Raw genomic sequence first — 16,755 nt, forward strand, 5'->3', positions numbered from 1 at the left:
TGCAGGCTGTTTATGAAAAAAAATCTCATTTAATCGGGTTGAAGCACGACTATGGCCACGACTCTCGATACCTTCGACAGAAAGCTGCTGCGCGAAGTACAGGAAGACGCGCAGATCCCGCAGAACGAGCTTGGGTCACGCGTCAGTCTGTCCACTGCCGCCGTGAACCGGCGCCTGCGCCGTCTTGCCGACGAGGGCGTGATCGAACGGTATGCCGCAATCGTTTCGCCGGAGAAGGTGGGTTCGCCTCTCACGATCATCACGTCCATCGAGGTCGAGAGCGAACAGATCGACCTGTTGGACGCGATGAAGCGGACGTTCTCACAGTGTCCGCAAGTTCAGCAGTGCTATTACGTCGCCGGCGAGTGGGACTTCGTGCTCGTCATGACGGTGCGGCATATGGAGCAGTACAACGAGTTGACCCGGCAACTCTTCTTTGCGAATAACAACGTCAAGCGCTTCAAAACGCTGGTCAGCATGAGCCGCGTCAAGGTCGGCTTGACGGTGCCGGTCGATCTCGACGAATAGCCCGCTCGCTACCTGACGACGCTGCGATCGTGCCAGTCGCCTTGCCCGAACTGGCGAACGGTGATCGCGCCATTGCGGATGTCGCCATTGGCATCGAACTGGATGGGGCCGGTCACGCCATCTATTTTCAAAGTCTGGAGCTTGGCGAGGTAGACCTTCGGGTCGGTGGAGTCGGCTGCCTGCATCGCGCCCGCCATGGCCATCACGGCGTCGTATGCATACGGCGCGTAGAGCTGCACAGGCGTGCCGAAGCGCTGCTGGAAGCGTTTGAAGAAGGCGTCGCCCTGCGGCATCTTCGCAGGCGGCACGCCTGCGAGCGTGCAGTACATGTTGTCCGTCATGGCCGATCCGGCCAGCTTGATGAACTGCGGCGTGCACGCTTCATCGCCTGCAATCAGTTTCGCCTTCAGGCCGAGTTTCTGCGCCTGTTGCGCGAACGAGGCTGCCTGCGTATCGCCACCCGTGAACACGATGCCGGTCGGAACATGACTCTTGATCGTGGTCAGCACGGCCATCCAGTTGGTCGTTTTGTCCGTTCCGTATTCTCGAACCACGACGGTGCCACCCGCCGCCTTGACGGCCTTCTCGACTTCGTCGGCGAGGCCCTGGCCGTATGCCGTGCGGTCATCGACGATGGCGACCCTGGACGCCTTCAGGTCCTTGACGAGGTAGGTGCCGATAACCGTTCCCTGTCTGACGTCATTGGCAACCATTCGAAACACTGACTTGTAGCCTTGCGCCGTCAGCTTCGGGTTGGTCGCGGACTCCGTGATCATCGGAATGCCGGCGTCGGAATAGATCTTGGATGCGGGAATGGAGGTGCCGGAATTCGCATGTCCCACGACGCCCGCCACCTTGTCATCGATGAGTTTTTGCGCCACGGTCACTGCCGTCTTGGGATCGGCGGCGTCATCCTGGGAGTCGAGCGCGAACGTCACGGTCTGTCCGCCGATCCGCAGTTTCTTGCTGTTCAGATCCTCGATTGCGAGCCTGACGCCGTTCTCGTCATCTTTGCCGATGTGCGAGAGTTCGCCGGTTAGCGGCGACACCTGGCCGATTTTCACGGTGACGTCCGCGCGAGCCGACAACGGCGACGTCGCTAATGCCAGAGCAAACATGGCGGTGGTGCACTTCAGTGTTTTCACGATCGGATACTCGCAGAATTGGAGACGGGGCTGATGCATAGGAGGCACGGCTCGGGGCCTTTTGCTTGTCGCGAAGGCTGATGGAAATCGTACGGTGCCCGCGTGGTAGCCAAAATCGCGTGAGGTGTCGCTCGTGAAATTGCTGATCGAAAACAGCCTGCGGATCGATAATTTTTCTCGGCGGTGTTGGCGCACCGGCGAGGCGTCGGGTCGACGTGACAACGGCCGTTCGCTATTTCCGACAAAAGGAGCGCTTCCGCTTAAGCCACTCAATAGGTGTAAGAGGCGATCACGCGTTTAATCTTTTCCAACGACTCCCGGAGCGTGGTCAATTCAACAGAACCAAGCGCCACGCGAATCGCATGCGGTACATGTTCCGAAGTCGAGAAAGGCTCGGCAGTCGAGACTGAAATTCCCTCGCGCACGAGCGCCATCGCAACCACGTCCGCGCGAACCTCCTCTGCGAGAGGAAGCCAGAGGAAGTAGGACACGGGATGACAAACGCGTCGCAGTCCGGCGAGGACCTCGGCGGCCATCGATTGCCGGACCCTCGCATCCTCGCGCTTCTCTATCTCCAGACGTGTGACGGTGCCATCGTCGAGCCAGCCGCAGGCAATGGCGGTCATCACCGCGGCCGTGTTCCAGGTGGTGGCCCGGATCGCACGCTCGATCGGCGCGACCCAGCGATCGGGGGCGGCAACGAAACCGACTCGCAAGCCGGTGGCGATGCTTTTCGACAACCCCGAGACGTACACCGTCGTCTCAGGTGCGAGCGCTGCCAACGGGGGCGGCGGGTCTTCCGCGAGGAAGGCATACGCGGCGTCCTCGATGATGAGCAATCCGTGCTTTCGGGCAAGCGCCACCAACTCGTGCCGACAATGCGCGTTCATGACCCCGCCTAGCGGGTTATGGAGTGTCGGCATCGTGTAGATGGCACGCACTTTTCTGCTTCGGCACAAGCGTTCGAGCGCGTTCAGGTCGGGGCCCTGGTCGGAAACCGGAATCGGCGCCAGTTCGAGCCGGATCGTTTCGGCTAGCACCTTGAACCCCGGATAGGTCAACGCGTCGACCGCGACCACATCGCCGGGCTTCAGGAGCGCTAGAACGGTTGCTGTCAAACCATGCTGCGCGCCGTTCACGATCACGACCTGATCGCCTTGGACAGCGAGCCCCCGACACGCCAGGTGACGCGCGACGATCTCCCGTTCATGCGTCCGGCCGCCGTGCGGCTGATAGCGCAATAGCGCATCCAGGTCGCCGGAGGACGCGAGCTGGCGCAGGGCGCTTCTGAGAAGTTCGGCCTGACCGGGGAGGGACGGATTGTTGAAATTGAGGTCCGTCAAACCCGCGTCGCCGGCATGCTGGTCGACGCCCAGGCGCGGAGGCAGGGATATTTCTCGCACGAAGGTGCCGCGGCCGGTTTCGCCGCTGACCAATCCCATCGCCCCGAGTTCGGCATAGACCCGCGATGCGGTGACCAGCGCAAGTCCCTCCTTGGCGGCGAGCTGCCGGTGAGTCGGCAAGCGCGTGCCGGGCGCGAGGCGTCCCGTCCGAATCTCGGTCGCCATTCTGTCGACCAGCAATTTGTACCGCGAGGTGGGCATGCGCAAATGTATCCATGACAATTATTTGATTGTATTGATTCTCGGCCATACGATGTCACATCGCAACTCTGTTTGCGCCGTCGTGGGACTCGCCGGCTTTGGTTGGCGTGGCCTGTTGAATCGGCGGCCAACAGTCAGCGCCCCTTTGGCTCATGGACGACAACATCATGCACATCGCCATCCTTACCTTCGAAGGCTTCAACGAACTCGACTCGCTTATCGCGCTCGGCGTCCTCAATCGCGTCAAGAAGCCAGGCTGGCGTGTGTCGATCGCTTGTCCGACCGCGCGGGTCAAGTCGATGAATGGCGTGGTCATCGAAGCCCAGGCTTCATTGCAAGAGGCCTGTACTGCCGATGCGGTGATCGTGGGCAGCGGCAGACAGACGCGTGAAGTCGTCGCCGATAGTGCGTTGATGGCGCAGTTGCAGCTCGACCCGTCAAAACAGCTGCTGGCCGCGCAGTGTTCCGGCACGCTTATTCTCGCCAGGTTGGGCCTGCTCGATGGCGTGCCGGCATGTACCGATCTCACCACCAGGCCGTGGGTTCAGGAAGCGGGTATCGACGTGTTGAATCAGCCCATTTTCGCCAGCGGCAACGTGGCGACCGCCGGGGGCTGTCTGGCTTCGGCTTACCTCGCCGCCTGGATCATCGCCCGTCTGGAGGGGATCGACGCGGCGCAGAGCGCACTGCATTACGTCGCTCCCGTCGGAGAGAAAGAGGCCTACGTGTCCCGCGCGATGGCCAATATCATGCCGTTCCTGGAAGCGAACCTGACGACGGTGTAAGCGAACAAACTAAAACGCCAGCGCGGCCTATTGACTATTCCTCTTAGAAAATCGGTCATTTGAGTGAGGTCGCCTGGCGCATCGCGGCGGTCCGATCCTCCGCGATACGACCGGCTTCGATCGGTCGAAACCGCAGTCGCTACCACGGCAAAAACTGAAGGCATCGCCGATGCCTTCAACCCACGCTAAACGTCATTCCCAGTCAAGCGCTTTCTGCGTTCTCTCCTTTTCCCCGCCGCTTCAACTGCGCAAAAACCAACACTTACCCGGCGACAACGTTTGCGCCGATTCAATCCGTCGGGGTCGGTGAGTTTGGCTATTTACAGAACGGGAGGCTACCCAAATACTCCCGCCACAACTTGAAAGTCGAGTGTCAACGAGAAGTCATGCCAGTCCGTTTAACACGGACGTCAGCCGTCATCGGCTGACGCAACTTCACATTCGCTTCCCCCCATGAACATTGCGTTTGCCCTAAGGTCGCAGCGGTCCGGGGTAAATATTACCAACGATTACAAACCGGGTCGTCGTACACAGGAAGGGTCCGGGGAGACTGTCAGCGCATGAAAGCATTAAGTGTTCTCCATAGTGAGTCGTCACGGGGATGGGGAGGCCAGGAGGTTCGCACGCTCAAGGAAATGATCGCGTTGCGAGCGCTGGGTCATAACGTCGAACTCGTTTGTCCGGAAGACGCGTGCCTTGGGATTCGCGCGCACGCTGAAGGCTTTCAGGTGCATTACGCGCGCATGCGGGCGGGCGCGGATCTGCGCTCCATGCTCACGATCCGGTCGCTGCTCGAGCGTCGTCGCTTCAATGTGCTGAATACGCACAGCGGCCATGACAGCCTCGTCGCCGGCATGGCGGGGCGGCTCGCGCGGACGCCGTTCATCGTGCGCACGCGGCATCTGGCGTTGCCGATCACATCGCTTGCCACGTACAACTGGATTCCTCATCGCGTCGTCGCGGTCAGCCATCATGTGCGAAAGTACCTGATCTCCGCGGGCGTGCAGGAACACCGCGTCGAGACGATTTACGACGGCATCCTGAAGCCGGAAGCGGGGACCTGCTCCACGTTGCGCGATGAACTCGGACTGGACGCCGACACGGTTGTCGCCGGCATGGTGGCGATCGTCCGCGAGAAGAAAGGCCACGAAGACCTGATCGCGGCGGTCAGGCCGATGCTGGCCGAGCGTCCCAATCTGCATGTCGTGATGGCGGGCGACGGCGTGTGGTTCGAGAAGATCAAGACGATTGTCGATAACATGGGCTTGTCCCAGCGTATCCATCTGCTCGGCTTTCGCACGGACATTACCAATGTGCTGCGCGGCTGCGATCTGTTCGTTTTGCCGACGCATCAGGAAGCGCTCGGACAATCGTTTATCGAAGCGATGGCGGTGGGTTTGCCGGTGATCGGCACGCGCGTCGATGGCGTGCCCGAGTTGATCGACGACGGCGTGAATGGCCTGCTCGTGCCGGCGCACGACATCGATGCATTGAGGAGCGCGCTGGCGCGTCTGATCGACGATGCGCCGCTGCGCGAGCGCCTGGGGCTTGCCGCGCGTCTGAAGACCGATAACCGCTTCACGGTGGACGCCATGGCGAACGAGACCATCGACTGCTATATGCGCGGCATCTACGCCCGGCGCGCTTACTACGGCGAACGGCGGGCGGCGGCATGACGAAGTTCGCACGCGCGGTGCCCGTGCTGATGTATCACCACATCAGCACCTCGCCAGGCATGATCACGGTGTCGCCGGAACACTTTGCCGCGCAAATGGCGTATCTGGCCGAGGCGGGGTACACGACCGTCGGCAGCGCGCAACTGTCGACCTATCTGGCGGGCGAGCCATTGCCGAAGAAGTCCGTCGTGCTGACTTTCGACGACGGCTACCTCGACAACTGGGTGCATGCGCACCCGGTCCTACAGGCACATGGATTGACCGCGTTGTGCTTTCTGGTGACGAGCTGGATCGGCGAAGGACCGGTGCGTGCGCACGCGCGTTCGGGCGACGCGCTGCCTGCATTGCTCAATCACCGCGATGGCGAGGTGGCGATCGAAAACGGTGAAGCCGATCGCGCCATTCTTCGATGGTCGGAGATCGACGCGATGCGTGAAGCCGGCACGTTCGAATTTCACAGTCATACGCATAGCCATGTGCGGTGGGATCGAGTCTCCGCCAACGCAGAGGAGAAGTGCGCCGGGCTGACACGCGATCTCGCCAGCGCGCGCGCCATGCTGGAGCAAAGACTGGGCGCCGTATCGGATCATCTGTGCTGGCCACAGGGATACCACGACGACGACTATCGGCGCATTGCGGCTCAGGCCGGCTTCCGTCACTTTTACACGTGCGAGACGGGTTCGAACTATGCTGGACGTCATGACGGCGCGGCTCGCTCGATCACTCGCCTGGAAGTGCGTGACCGGCCGGCCTCGTGGCTCGCCTCGCGGTTATGGGTGCATACGCGGCCCGCGATCAGCCGGGCGTATTTGAGGATCAAACGGTAACGCGCTGGCGTCTGACTTTTCGCAGGCGCAACCTTCCCACCTCTGCGCCGTCGCTATGGCGCCCACAGCCGGGCCGCTTCATCACAACTGCGACTCGATCGGCAACAAACCGAGGAACCAGATGCCGACGCGCTTCATGCTGGACACGCCGGGTTCGTCGAGTTCGCTGACCTTGCCATCCGGCGCGGTGTCGATCCATACGATCCGGCTCGTGCCATTCGCATCCGTGCGGGTTTCGAGCCGCCACGCGATCTGATCGAGCTTCGGCTCGACCCCATCCGCGACTTGTGCGGCGAGTGGGGCACTTTCGCAGTACACGCCGATTTCCGTATTGAGCGTGATCGAACGAGGATCGAGATTCATCGAGCCGATGAAGATGCTGGTTCTGTCGAACACATAGGTCTTCGCATGCAGCGAGGCCTTTGAAGAGCCCAGGATCGATTTCTTTTTCTGGCCGGCGTCTTCGCCGGCGTTCTTGTCGACAACGGGCTTCAATTCATACAGATGCACGCCGGCGTCGAGCAGATCCTTGCGATAGCGTTGATATCCCGCGTGAACCGCCGCGACGTCGGTCGCGGCGAGCGAGTTCGTCAGCACGGTCACGCGCACGCCGCGCCGCGTTTGCGCGCGCATCCATTCCACGCCCTTTTTGCCGGGGACGAAGTACGGCGAGATGATCAGCACTTCTTTCGCGGGCTCGATACTCAACGCATTGAACTGCGACAGCAGATGTCCCTGTGGATCGTCGGGCGAGCGTGTGATTTTGGCGGGATCGTCGTACAGGAGGGTCGCCTTGCCCCAGGAGAAGTCGGTGTCGCGCGCGTTCAGCGTTTCGCCAAGGCGTGCCTTGACCTGCGTGACGTACGGCGAATCGCGCTCGGAGGCAATGAACGCCGTGAGCTTGGCACGATAAGCCGGCAGCGAGTCCGGCTCGGCTGGATGTCCGGTCAGGCTGGCGATCGGATAGGCAGCATCCGAGTTCCAGAATTCGTCGAAAGCATTGGAGACCTTGTGGACGACGGGCCCGAAAGTCAGCACGTCGAGGTCGCCAAAGTCGACCTCGCTGGATGCGCCGAAGTACTCGTCGCCGATATTGCGGCCGCCGAGAATGGCGGCCTGATTGTCCGCGATCAATGCCTTGTTGTGCATGCGCCGATTGATCCGTCTGAACTCGAGCGCCATGCCCAGCTTCTTGAAGGACCGATTGGCGATCGGATTGAAGAGCCGTATTTCGATGTTGGGGTGCGAGCTGAGGGCGAGCAGAACCTTGTCGTCGCCGGCCGTGCCCAGATCGTCCAGCAGAACGCGAACCCTGACGCCGCGATCGGCGGCTTTGAGCACCGCGTCGGCCAGATGACGGCCCGTCAGATCGTCGTGCCAGATGTAGTACTGCAGGTCGAGCGTGCGCTCGGCGGCCTCAGTCAGCACGATGCGGGCGAGCAGGGCATCGACCCCGTTGGGCAGCAGATGGAACGCGCTGTTGTCGGGATGCTTGCGTTCCTGCGGGATGAAGGCGACGGCGAGGCGCGTGCTGTCCGTGTCCGTCAATGCGTGCGTCGCGGTACGGCCGGTCTGCGGCGGCAGGCTCGCGCAGGCGGACAGCAGCGTGATCAGCAAGACTGCAACGAGACCGCGGAACGTCGCCATGGTTGTACCCTTCGAACGTGCGTGTCCGTAAGATAGCGGCAAGCGTGAGGCGCGTCGAGTGCGGCGTCAGTTGCGCCGCCATCCGGAACGCGTCCATCCCGGGTTGCATCCGGCTTCGCGCCGTTCAGACGGGTCGCCGCGACAAATGAATGCCCCCCAGCATGCAGCGGACCGAGCCCCCGGCCATTTCGATGGTGGGCACGCGCAATGGCAGCAGTCGGGCAGAGCGTTCGATCAGCGCCTTCTGCCTGGCCGTCAGGCATGACGCGGCCCGCTCCGAAAGCGCGAGCACGCGTCCGCCGCTGCCGGATAGTTCAAGCGCGTTCGCGGCAAAGTTGGCGATCTGCGCGGCGTCGAGATCGATCACGACGCGTCCGCTTTCCATCAGACGCGCCCTCACTTCGGCGCGCCGACGTTCATCGGCGATCAGGTCGAGCCCGATCAACGCGAACTCTGTTGCGACGCTCATCATGACGTTGGTGTGATACACCGCGAGACCTGCCGAGTCGACCGCGTCGAAGCATACCGGCTCGAAGTTGAAGTTCGTGCAGAACCGTTCGAGCGCCACCGGATCCGCGCGGCGCGAGCGCACGGCATACGCGATGCGCGCGATGTGGTCCAGCACCATGGCTCCCGTGCCTTCGAGAAACACGTCGTCGTATTCGAGTCCCGAATAGTCGATGACGTCCTGCACGCGATAATGTGCCTTGAACATCTCGATCACATCGCTTCTGCGCTCACGCCGGCGGTTGACGCAGTGCATCGGATACAACGCGACGTGCCCGCCGGGGTGCGTCGAGAACCAGTTGTTCGGGAACACGGAATCGGGCGTGCCCCGTGTTCCGTGGTCCTCGAAGAGATGAACGCGCACGCCCGCGGCTTCCAACGCCGCCGCAGCGGCCGTCACTTCGTCATAGGCGGCGGCCGCTAGCGATCCCGCTTCATTGGGATCTGTGAAGCCGCCGGTGCGCTGAAACGCGTTGTCGCTTGCCGTCTCGGGGTTGGGATAAAAACAGTGCGGGCGGATCACGACGACAGCGGACGGCGCCTGAATCGACAGAAGGCTCATGGATAGGGATCGCGGAAGTAAGAGAACGTGCGCGTCGATAGCGGGCTGCGCGTCAGACCGGCGCCAATACGTGGTCGACACTCGCCCGCTCGATGGCTGCCAGTGCGAGTTCGCCGAACAAGTCCTTCGGATCCGCGGCAGGCGGAATCAGCGCGACTTCGATTCCGACTTTGTGTGTCCGCGCGAGCTCATGCAAATAGCGCAGTGCCGAATAGTCTTCGAGCGCGAAGCCGGCGGAGTCGAATACGGTGACCTGCTGTGCATTTTCGCGTCCGGCGATTTCGCCGCGCAACACGCGCCACAGTTCGATCACGGGCGAGTCGGCGGCCAATTGCTGAATCTCGCCTTCAATGCGGGTCTGCGGTTCGTACTCCACGATCACGCGGCTCATGTTCAGCACATCGGCATGCAGTTCGGTCTTGCCCGGACAGTCGCCGCCCACGGCGTTCAGATGCATGCCCGGTTCGATCATGTCCGGCGTGATGATCGTCGCGTAGGCCTTGTCGGCGGTCACGGTTGTGACGATATCGGCGCCGCGCACGGCCTGCGCAACCGACGTCGCGCGGACGATGCGCAATTGCGGCCACGCCGCGAGATTGCGAATGAGTTTGTCCGTGGCGCGGTTGTCGACGTCGAACACGCGAAGCTCGTCGATGCCCACAAGTGTATGGAACGCAATGGCCTGAAACTCGCTTTGCGCGCCATTGCCTATCAAGGCCATGCGTCGCGAATCGGGCCGCGCCAGTGCTTTCGCCGCCAGCGCGGAAGTCGCCGCGGTACGCAGCGCCGTGGTCAAGGTGAGTTCGGAAAGAAACAGCGGGTAACCGGTATCCACCGAGGCCAGTGCGCCAAACGCCATGACGGTTTGCATGCCGCGCTCGGCATTGATGGGATGACCGTTCACATACTTGAAGGCAAACAGCTCAGCGTCGGCCACAGGCATCAACTCGATGACGCCGAGTCGCGAATGGCAGGCGACACGCGGCGACTTGTCGAACTCGCTCCAGCGCAGATAGTCGGCACGGATGATCTGGGCAAGTTCGTCGAGAAAGCGCGGTACGCCGATATCGGCGACGAGCCGGTACGTTGCGGGTACGTCGAGGAAGCGGGTCATGGTGATGTCTCCGTTGTTGTTGCAGGCTCCGAACCGGAGCGATAGCGAAATTATTCCGTGCCTCCACGCCAACAAAAAGACAACAAACATTGCAGTTTGGTGCTCGGAAGTGTCAAGATGCGCACTCCGAATGCGCGTTTTGTACTGTCCGCACTTCTATCTGACCCAGGTTTGCTCGACGCAGCCTGAACGGAACCCGGCCGGAAACCGGTGTAGGCACAAAAAATGATCGATCTCGACGACATCGACAGGCAGCTGATTGCCTTACTGCGCGATGACGCGCGCATGTCCGTTGTGACGCTGGCGAAGCACTTGCGGGTCGCTCGCGCCACGGTGCAGAACCGGCTGACGCGGCTGGAAAAGAGCGGCGTGATCGTGGGCTATACCGTGCGCCTGAAACCCGCGGCGGAGGCGCACCGGATCCGGGCGTTGATGTCGATTGCGGTTGAGGGCAACCGCGCGGCCGATGTGCTCAAAGTGCTTCGTGGCCACCCCAACGTCGCGACGATCCACAGCACCAATGGGCGTTGGGACCTGATCGCGGAGCTGCGGGCGGATTCGCTGGAAAACTTCGATCGGGTGCTTGGCGCGATCCGTCTGATCGACGGCATCGCCAGCACTGAAACGAGTATTCTGCTGTCGACTCACAAGATATAAGGGCGTTTTATTGCGGCCACTCAATTCCGTGAGCCCGCACGTCCGCCAAGGGAAAGCCGCTCACATCCGCACCATGACCGACCTCTTTGCCACTCAACCTCGCGCGCCGCTCGCCGAGCAGCTCCGGCCCGAATCGCTCGACGATGTCGTCGGGCAGTCTCACCTGCTGGGCCCGGGTAAGCCGCTGCGGCTCGCACTCGACTCCCAACGACTGCACTCGTTCATTCTGTGGGGGCCGCCCGGCGTCGGCAAGACGACGATTGCGCGGCTTGCCGCGCGGGCTTTCGACTACGAGTTCATCGCCGAGTCGGCCGTCGCCGCCGGCGTCAAGGAACTGAGGGAGGCCGCCGCGCGTGCCCAGCAGATGCTCGACCACCGGGGCCGCTCGACCGTCCTGTTCCTCGATGAAATTCACCGGCTCAACAAGAGTCAGCAAGACGCCTTGCTGCCGCACGTGGAAACGGGCCGGCTGACGCTCATCGGCGCGACCACGGAGAATCCCAGCTTCGAGGTCAACAGCGCGCTGCTGTCGCGGGCGCAGGTGTACGTGCTCAAGCCGCTATCCGACGAGGAATTGCGGCAGCTCTTCCGGCGAGCGCAGGCGGTGTTGGGCGAACTCGAGTTCGAGCCATCCGCGCTCGATGCCGTCATCGGCTTTGCCGACGGCGACGGCCGCAAGTTTCTGAACCTCGTCGAGCAGCTCGCCAATGCCGCTACCGCAGCCGGGCTCACACGCATCGACGCGAGCTTCGTCAGCACCGCGTCCGCGACAACGACGCGGCGTTTCGACAAAGGGGGCGAGGAGTTCTACGACCAGATTTCCGCGCTGATCAAATCCGCCCGCGGCTCCGATCCGGATGCGGCGTTGTACTGGATGGCGCGAATGATCGACGGCGGTGTCGACGTGCGTTATCTCGCGCGCCGCATCATCATCCTGGCGAGCGAGGAGGTGGGTAATGCGGATCCGCGAGCGTTGCAGGTCGCAGTGAACGCGGCCGAGGCCTATGAACGGCTCGGTTCGCCCGAAGGCGAACTGGCGCTCGCCCAGGCCCTCGTGTATATCGCCGTCGCGCCGAAGTCGAATGCGCTCAGCATGGCGTGGCATCAGGCGCTGTCATTCGTGCGCGGTGACCGCACGCGGGCGGTGCCGCTGCATCTTCGGAATGCGCCGACGCAACTCATGAAGGATCTCGGCTACAAAAAGGACTACCGCTACGCGCATGACGAACCGGATGCGTACGCGGCGGGCGAACACTACTTTCCAGAAGACGTCGCCGAACAACGCTGGTATCAGCCGGTGCCGCGCGGACTGGAATCAAAAATCGGCGACAAGCTCGCTCATCTGCGCGAACTCGACGCGCAGGCACGCGGGAAACTGAAGCGGTAGGCGCTGTCGATCTGATCGACAGCGCGGGTCAGGGTGGCGATATCTTTTTGCTGCGCCCGCTGCCGGTTTTCCGCTCGCGGAGCCTTCGTCCTCAGTTCAACGCAACCGCCGCCGCGGCGCTCACCGGCGAGCCTTCTATCGCCACCGACTGCGTGCCGTCCGGGCCAACGGGCACGTCGCCGACGAGTGTCGTGCGATACAGTTGGCGGTCGAAGTCGAGATCGAAAATGTCCGTGGGCGCGAGGTGGGCCGTCGCCCGGTTGTCCCAGAACGCGATGCTGCCGGCCTCCCATTTGAAGCGCACGGTGAACTCCGGCCGCGTCACATGTTCCCAGAGCAGTTCGAGCAACACCTGGCTTTCACGCGGGCCCACGCCGACGATCGACTTCAGGAAGCTCGGGCTGACATAGAGCGCCCGCTCGCCCGTTTCCGGATGAACTCTGACAAGCGGATGTTCGGTGACGAGCGTGCGTTGCTCGACGGCTTTGTTGAACGCCTCCGTGCCGCTCGCGCCGGCCGGCGGCGTGAAACGGTGCAGCCCGCGCAGACCATCGACGAACGCACGCAGCGGTGCGGACAGCTTCTGATAGGCGGCCACCAGGTTGGTCCACTGTGTGTCGCCGCCGTAAGGCGGAATCGTCACGCCACGCAGGATCGACGCCCAGGGCGGATTGAGCGCGGCCGTCACGTCCGTATGCCAGCCGGTCCACGGGCGTTGCAGCGTTTGCCCCTCGAAACGCGTCGCTTTGCGGTACTTCGAAATCGAGTAGATCTCCGGATGACCGTCCACGTGGCCGAACACCGGATGCCCCAAGGTCAGTTCGCCGAACTGCGCCGAGAACGCGACGTGCTGTTCGTGCGTGAGAAACTGCTCGCGAAAGAAGACGACGCGCCACTTCAGAAGCGCCGCGCGAATCTCCGCGATCTGGCGCGCATCCAGCTTTTGCGTAAGATCGACACCATGAATTTCCGCGCCGATATGGGCGGAAAGCGGCGTGACCTGAATCGACTGTACGTCCTGCACTGCGGCTGCACTCATGAAAAGCTCCTGATGTCCTGATGAAGAGAACGTGTCCGGCGGCGCGAAAGCCGCCGCTTGATCAGCTTGCCAGGGCGGCGACTTGCTGCGTCGCTGAGGCATGGCGATTCACGGGGCGCGGCAGCCCGAGGTTGTCGCGCAGCGTGCTGCCCTCGTATTCCGTGCGGAACAGTCCACGCCGTTGCAACTCCGGCACGACCTGGTCGGCGAATTCCGTCAAGCCGCCCGGCAACCACGGCGACATGATGTTGAACCCATCCGCGCCTTCTTCTTCGAACCACTGTTGCAACTGGTCCGCAATGCTCGTCGGCGTGCCGACCACCTGTCGATGGCCGCGCGCGCCCGCGATGCGCAGATACAGATCGCGGATCGTCAGGTTCTCGCGCCGCGCGAGATCGAACAGCAGCCGTTGACGGCTCTTGCCGCCATTGGTTTCCGGCAATTCGGGCAGCGGCCCGTCGACGGGATACTGGGAGAGGTCCACGCCGCCCGACATGTTCGACAGCAGCGAGAGACCCACGGTCGGATGAATCAGGTCCTGCAGCTTGGCGAATTTCTCCTCGGCTTCCTCCTGCGTGCGGCCGACAATCGGGAAAATGCCCGGCATGATCTTCAGATGATCCGGCGCGCGCCCATACTTCGCCAGACGCCCTTTGACGTCGCGATAGAACGACTGCGCTTCGTCGAGCGTCTGATGCGCGACGAAGATCACCTCCGCGGTCTGCGCGGCGAGTTCGCGCCCGGCCTCGGACGCGCCGGCCTGCACGACGACCGGCCAGCCCTGCGGCGAACGCGCGACGTTCAGCGGCCCGCGCACCTTGAAGTGCTTGCCCGCATGGCCGAGCACGTGCAGCTTGGCTGGGTCGAAGTAGACGCCGCTCTCCTTGTCGCGGATAAACGCATCGTCTTCCCAGCTATCCCACAGGCCCGCGACCACGTCGTAGAACTCGCGAGCGCGCTCGTAGCGGACCGCGTGATCCGGATGCCGATCGAAACTGAAATTGAGCGCTTCGGATTCCGTGCTCGACGTGACGAGATTCCAACCCGAGCGGCCGCCGCTCAGATGATCGAGCGATGCGAATTTGCGCGCGAGGTTGTACGGTTCGTTGAATGTCGTGGAGACCGTCGCGATCAGGCCGACGTGTTTCGTGACAACCGAGAGTGCCGATAGCAAGGTCAGCGGTTCGAAATGATCGGCGCGCGCGGTGCGAGACAGTGAAGGCAGATTCGTGTCGCGTACGCTCACGCTGTCGGCGAAAAAAATCGCGTCGAATTTGGCGCGCTCGGCGATCTGCGCGAGTTCCGCGTAGTGTGCGAAGTCGAGTCCACCCGTCGCATGCGCATCGGGGTGTCGCCATGCGGCAATGTGATGGCCCGTCTCCATCAGGAAGGCCCCCAGTTTGATCTGCCGCTTCCGCTGTGTTTCGCCGCTCATCGTCTGCTCCATGAAGGTTTGTTGTTTGGGGAGAACGCGTGCGTCACCATGCAAGCCGCCATTCCGTGATCGGGGGACTTGCTACTGGAACGCGCGTGCCTCCGTTCGGCCTGTCATCATCGCGGTCCTCTTGCGGTTCGCGTCGCGTGCCATCCTGCTCGGCGAAGTCGGCCAGCACTTCGTCGCGCAAACGGATGAAGCGCGGATTGTTGCGCTCGCGTGGCCGCGGCAATGCGACGTCGACGATCCGCTTGATGCGGCCCGGCCGCGGCGCCATCGTGACGACGCGGTCGCCGAGGTAAAGCGCTTCGTCGACATCGTGCGTGACGAGGATCATCGTGATGCGCTCGTGTTCCCAGATGCGCTGCAACTCGTTCTGCAAACGGCCGCGCGTGAGCGCGTCGAGTGCGCCGAACGGCTCGTCGAGCAGCAGCACGCGCGGACGATTGACGAGGCCGCGCGCGATCGCCACGCGCTGCGCCATGCCGCCCGACAATTGATGCGGGTAAGCATTTTCAAAACCCTTGAGTCCGACCAGCGCGATATGTTCGGCCACGGCTTCGCGTTTCTCGCGTGCGGAAAGCGGCGCGTTACGCAGCGCGGCGAGAATGTTTTGCGACGCCGTGAGCCACGGAAAGAGCCGGTGGTCCTGGAACACGATGCCGCGTTCGAGCGACGTATCGCGGACCTTGTCGCCGGCGACGACGATGTCGCCGCTATAGTCGGTGTCGAGTCCCGCGATCAGCCGCAGCAACGTTGATTTGCCGCAGCCGCTCGAGCCGAGCACGCTGACGAACTCGCCCGCGCGCACGCGCAGGCTGATGTCGTCGAGCACCGCGAGCGGCGCGCCGCCTTGCTGCGCGTAGCGCTTGCTGACGTGAAGAATGTCGATGCTTTCGGAGAGCGTGGAAACAGTCATGGGCGGTCCAGTGTGTGAGAGTTCAGGTGCGGGGTCAGCGCGTGGCCGACTGGAACCGGCGCGCAAAGATCGCCCGCTCGACGGCCCGCGCCAGCGCATTCAACGCCCAGCCCGTCACCCCGACCACGATCACGCCGAACAGCACCAGGTCCATACGGAATTGCTCGCTGCCGTCGATCAAGGTGTTGCCGATGCCGCTGCCGGCCACCAGCAGATACTCGGCGCCGAGCGTGGCGAGCCACGAATAGATCAGCGCGAGGTAGATGCCGGTAAAGATCGACGGCAGCGCGGCCGGCAGAATCACCGCGCGGATGAGCTGCCATCGCGAGTAGCGGAAAGCGCGCGCGACTTCGATATAGGCGCGCGGCACGGCGTGGATGCCGTCGCAGGTATGCGCGGTGACGGGCAAGAGCGCGGCGAGCGAGAGGAACACGACTTTCGCGGCATCGCCGAGACCGAACCACACGGAGATCAACGGGATCCATGCAAACAGCGAGATCTGTTTGAAGGTGTCGAAGCTCGGTCCGACCATGCGTGTGGCGAGCCGCGAAAAGCCGAGCGCGCCGCCGAGCAGCAAACCGCCCAGCGTGCCGATCACGAAGCCGCTCGCTTCGCGCGCGAGCGATGCCGAGAGCGCCTTCAGCAGCGCACCGCTCTCGATCTGCTGCCATGCGGTGGCGAGGACTTGCGCGGGACTCACGAGCAAGCCGCTTTTGACCACGTGCGCTTCCGAGACGGCCCACCAGATCACGATTGCGATGACGGGCAAGACGGCGCCGCGCCAGTCGACGCGTGTCAGCAGCGGGCGGCGCGGTTGGGCGGCGAGCCGGAAGGAAGCGGGCGCGCCGCAATCGCAGGACGCGTCGGCGGACTGTTGCGACTGACTGGAACGCTTGAAGAGGGCGAGACTCATCGTAGTTACC

At 62.8% G+C, this 16,755-nt stretch carries 15 protein-coding genes; 6 read left to right on the plus strand and 9 right to left on the minus strand.

Translation table 11 applies throughout. From position 1 onward, the window contains the following. Window positions 1–51 precede the first annotated feature (51 nt). Entirely contained in the window at window positions 52–528 is a 477-nt protein-coding gene (locus tag P0D96_RS02240) for an Lrp/AsnC family transcriptional regulator (protein ID WP_132374432.1), read from the plus strand. A gap of 8 nt (window positions 529–536) precedes the next feature. On the opposite strand, the gene P0D96_RS02245 is transcribed toward P0D96_RS02240, so the two are convergent. Together P0D96_RS02245 and P0D96_RS02250 are read right to left on the minus strand one after the other, a co-directional pair. Next, window positions 537–1,646, minus strand: a complete 1,110-nt coding sequence (locus tag P0D96_RS02245) for a branched-chain amino acid ABC transporter substrate-binding protein (protein ID WP_408282491.1) — start codon at window positions 1,644–1,646, stop codon at window positions 537–539. Between the two features lie 296 nt (window positions 1,647–1,942). Continuing rightward, window positions 1,943–3,277, minus strand: coding sequence for an aminotransferase-like domain-containing protein (locus tag P0D96_RS02250; RefSeq protein WP_408311267.1), 1,335 nt, complete (start codon window positions 3,275–3,277; stop codon window positions 1,943–1,945). 167 nt (window positions 3,278–3,444) lie between these two features. On the opposite strand from P0D96_RS02250, the gene P0D96_RS02255 reads away from it, so the two are divergent. The 3 genes from P0D96_RS02255 to P0D96_RS02265 all read left to right on the plus strand — a co-directional run bounded on the left by P0D96_RS02255 (window position 3,445) and on the right by P0D96_RS02265 (window position 6,565). Next, window positions 3,445–4,062: a DJ-1/PfpI family protein gene (locus P0D96_RS02255; protein ID WP_408311673.1), complete on the plus strand. Its 618-nt coding sequence runs from the start codon at window positions 3,445–3,447 to the stop codon at window positions 4,060–4,062. A 560-nt stretch (window positions 4,063–4,622) separates the two neighbouring features. Next, on the plus strand, window positions 4,623–5,738 hold the full coding sequence (locus P0D96_RS02260) for a glycosyltransferase family 4 protein (protein WP_408311270.1): 1,116 nt from the start codon (window positions 4,623–4,625) through the stop codon (window positions 5,736–5,738). Next, window positions 5,735–6,565 (plus strand): polysaccharide deacetylase family protein, encoded by an 831-nt coding sequence (locus P0D96_RS02265; RefSeq protein WP_408176680.1) that lies wholly within the window; start codon window positions 5,735–5,737, stop codon window positions 6,563–6,565. Before P0D96_RS02260 ends, P0D96_RS02265 begins: the two co-directional genes overlap by 4 nt. A gap of 81 nt (window positions 6,566–6,646) precedes the next feature. Here P0D96_RS02265 and P0D96_RS02270 read toward each other — a convergent pair whose 3' ends face one another. From P0D96_RS02270 to ocd, 3 genes are all read right to left on the minus strand, one after another. Continuing rightward, window positions 6,647–8,212, minus strand: a complete 1,566-nt coding sequence (locus tag P0D96_RS02270) for a phospholipase D family protein (protein ID WP_408311273.1) — start codon at window positions 8,210–8,212, stop codon at window positions 6,647–6,649. A gap of 124 nt (window positions 8,213–8,336) precedes the next feature. Next, window positions 8,337–9,281 carry a citrulline utilization hydrolase CtlX gene (ctlX, locus tag P0D96_RS02275; protein WP_408311276.1) on the minus strand — a complete coding sequence of 315 codons (945 nt, stop codon included), beginning with the start codon at window positions 9,279–9,281 and terminating at the stop codon, window positions 8,337–8,339. Between the two features lie 52 nt (window positions 9,282–9,333). After that, window positions 9,334–10,395 (minus strand): ornithine cyclodeaminase, encoded by a 1,062-nt coding sequence (gene ocd, locus P0D96_RS02280; protein ID WP_408311279.1) that lies wholly within the window; start codon window positions 10,393–10,395, stop codon window positions 9,334–9,336. A 225-nt stretch (window positions 10,396–10,620) separates the two neighbouring features. Here ocd and P0D96_RS02285 point away from each other — a divergent pair, with 225 nt between their 5' ends. Continuing rightward, window positions 10,621–11,052, plus strand: coding sequence for an Lrp/AsnC family transcriptional regulator (locus P0D96_RS02285; RefSeq protein WP_132374439.1), 432 nt, complete (start codon window positions 10,621–10,623; stop codon window positions 11,050–11,052). A 73-nt stretch (window positions 11,053–11,125) separates the two neighbouring features. Beyond that, the gene (locus P0D96_RS02290; protein WP_132374440.1) at window positions 11,126–12,439 is read left to right on the plus strand and encodes a replication-associated recombination protein A; all 1,314 of its coding nucleotides are present in this window, start codon (window positions 11,126–11,128) and stop codon (window positions 12,437–12,439) included. Between the two features lie 91 nt (window positions 12,440–12,530). On the opposite strand, the gene P0D96_RS02295 is transcribed toward P0D96_RS02290, so the two are convergent. From P0D96_RS02295 to P0D96_RS02310, 4 genes are all read right to left on the minus strand, one after another. Continuing rightward, complete coding sequence (locus P0D96_RS02295; RefSeq protein WP_408311282.1) at window positions 12,531–13,478, minus strand: TauD/TfdA dioxygenase family protein; 948 nt, start codon at window positions 13,476–13,478, stop codon at window positions 12,531–12,533. Window positions 13,479–13,539: 61 nt separating this feature from the next. Further along, a complete protein-coding gene (locus P0D96_RS02300; protein ID WP_408311285.1) occupies window positions 13,540–14,913 on the minus strand; it encodes an LLM class flavin-dependent oxidoreductase in 1,374 nt (457 codons plus the stop codon). A 43-nt stretch (window positions 14,914–14,956) separates the two neighbouring features. After that, on the minus strand, window positions 14,957–15,832 hold the full coding sequence (locus P0D96_RS02305; RefSeq protein WP_408311288.1) for an ABC transporter ATP-binding protein: 876 nt from the start codon (window positions 15,830–15,832) through the stop codon (window positions 14,957–14,959). Window positions 15,833–15,866: 34 nt separating this feature from the next. Further along, window positions 15,867–16,745: an ABC transporter permease gene (locus P0D96_RS02310; RefSeq protein ID WP_408311291.1), complete on the minus strand. Its 879-nt coding sequence runs from the start codon at window positions 16,743–16,745 to the stop codon at window positions 15,867–15,869. Between the last annotated feature and the right edge of the window lie 10 nt (window positions 16,746–16,755).

The sequence above is a fragment of the Paraburkholderia sp. RL17-347-BIC-D genome, from assembly GCF_046027915.1.
GTDB lineage: Bacteria > Pseudomonadota > Gammaproteobacteria > Burkholderiales > Burkholderiaceae > Paraburkholderia.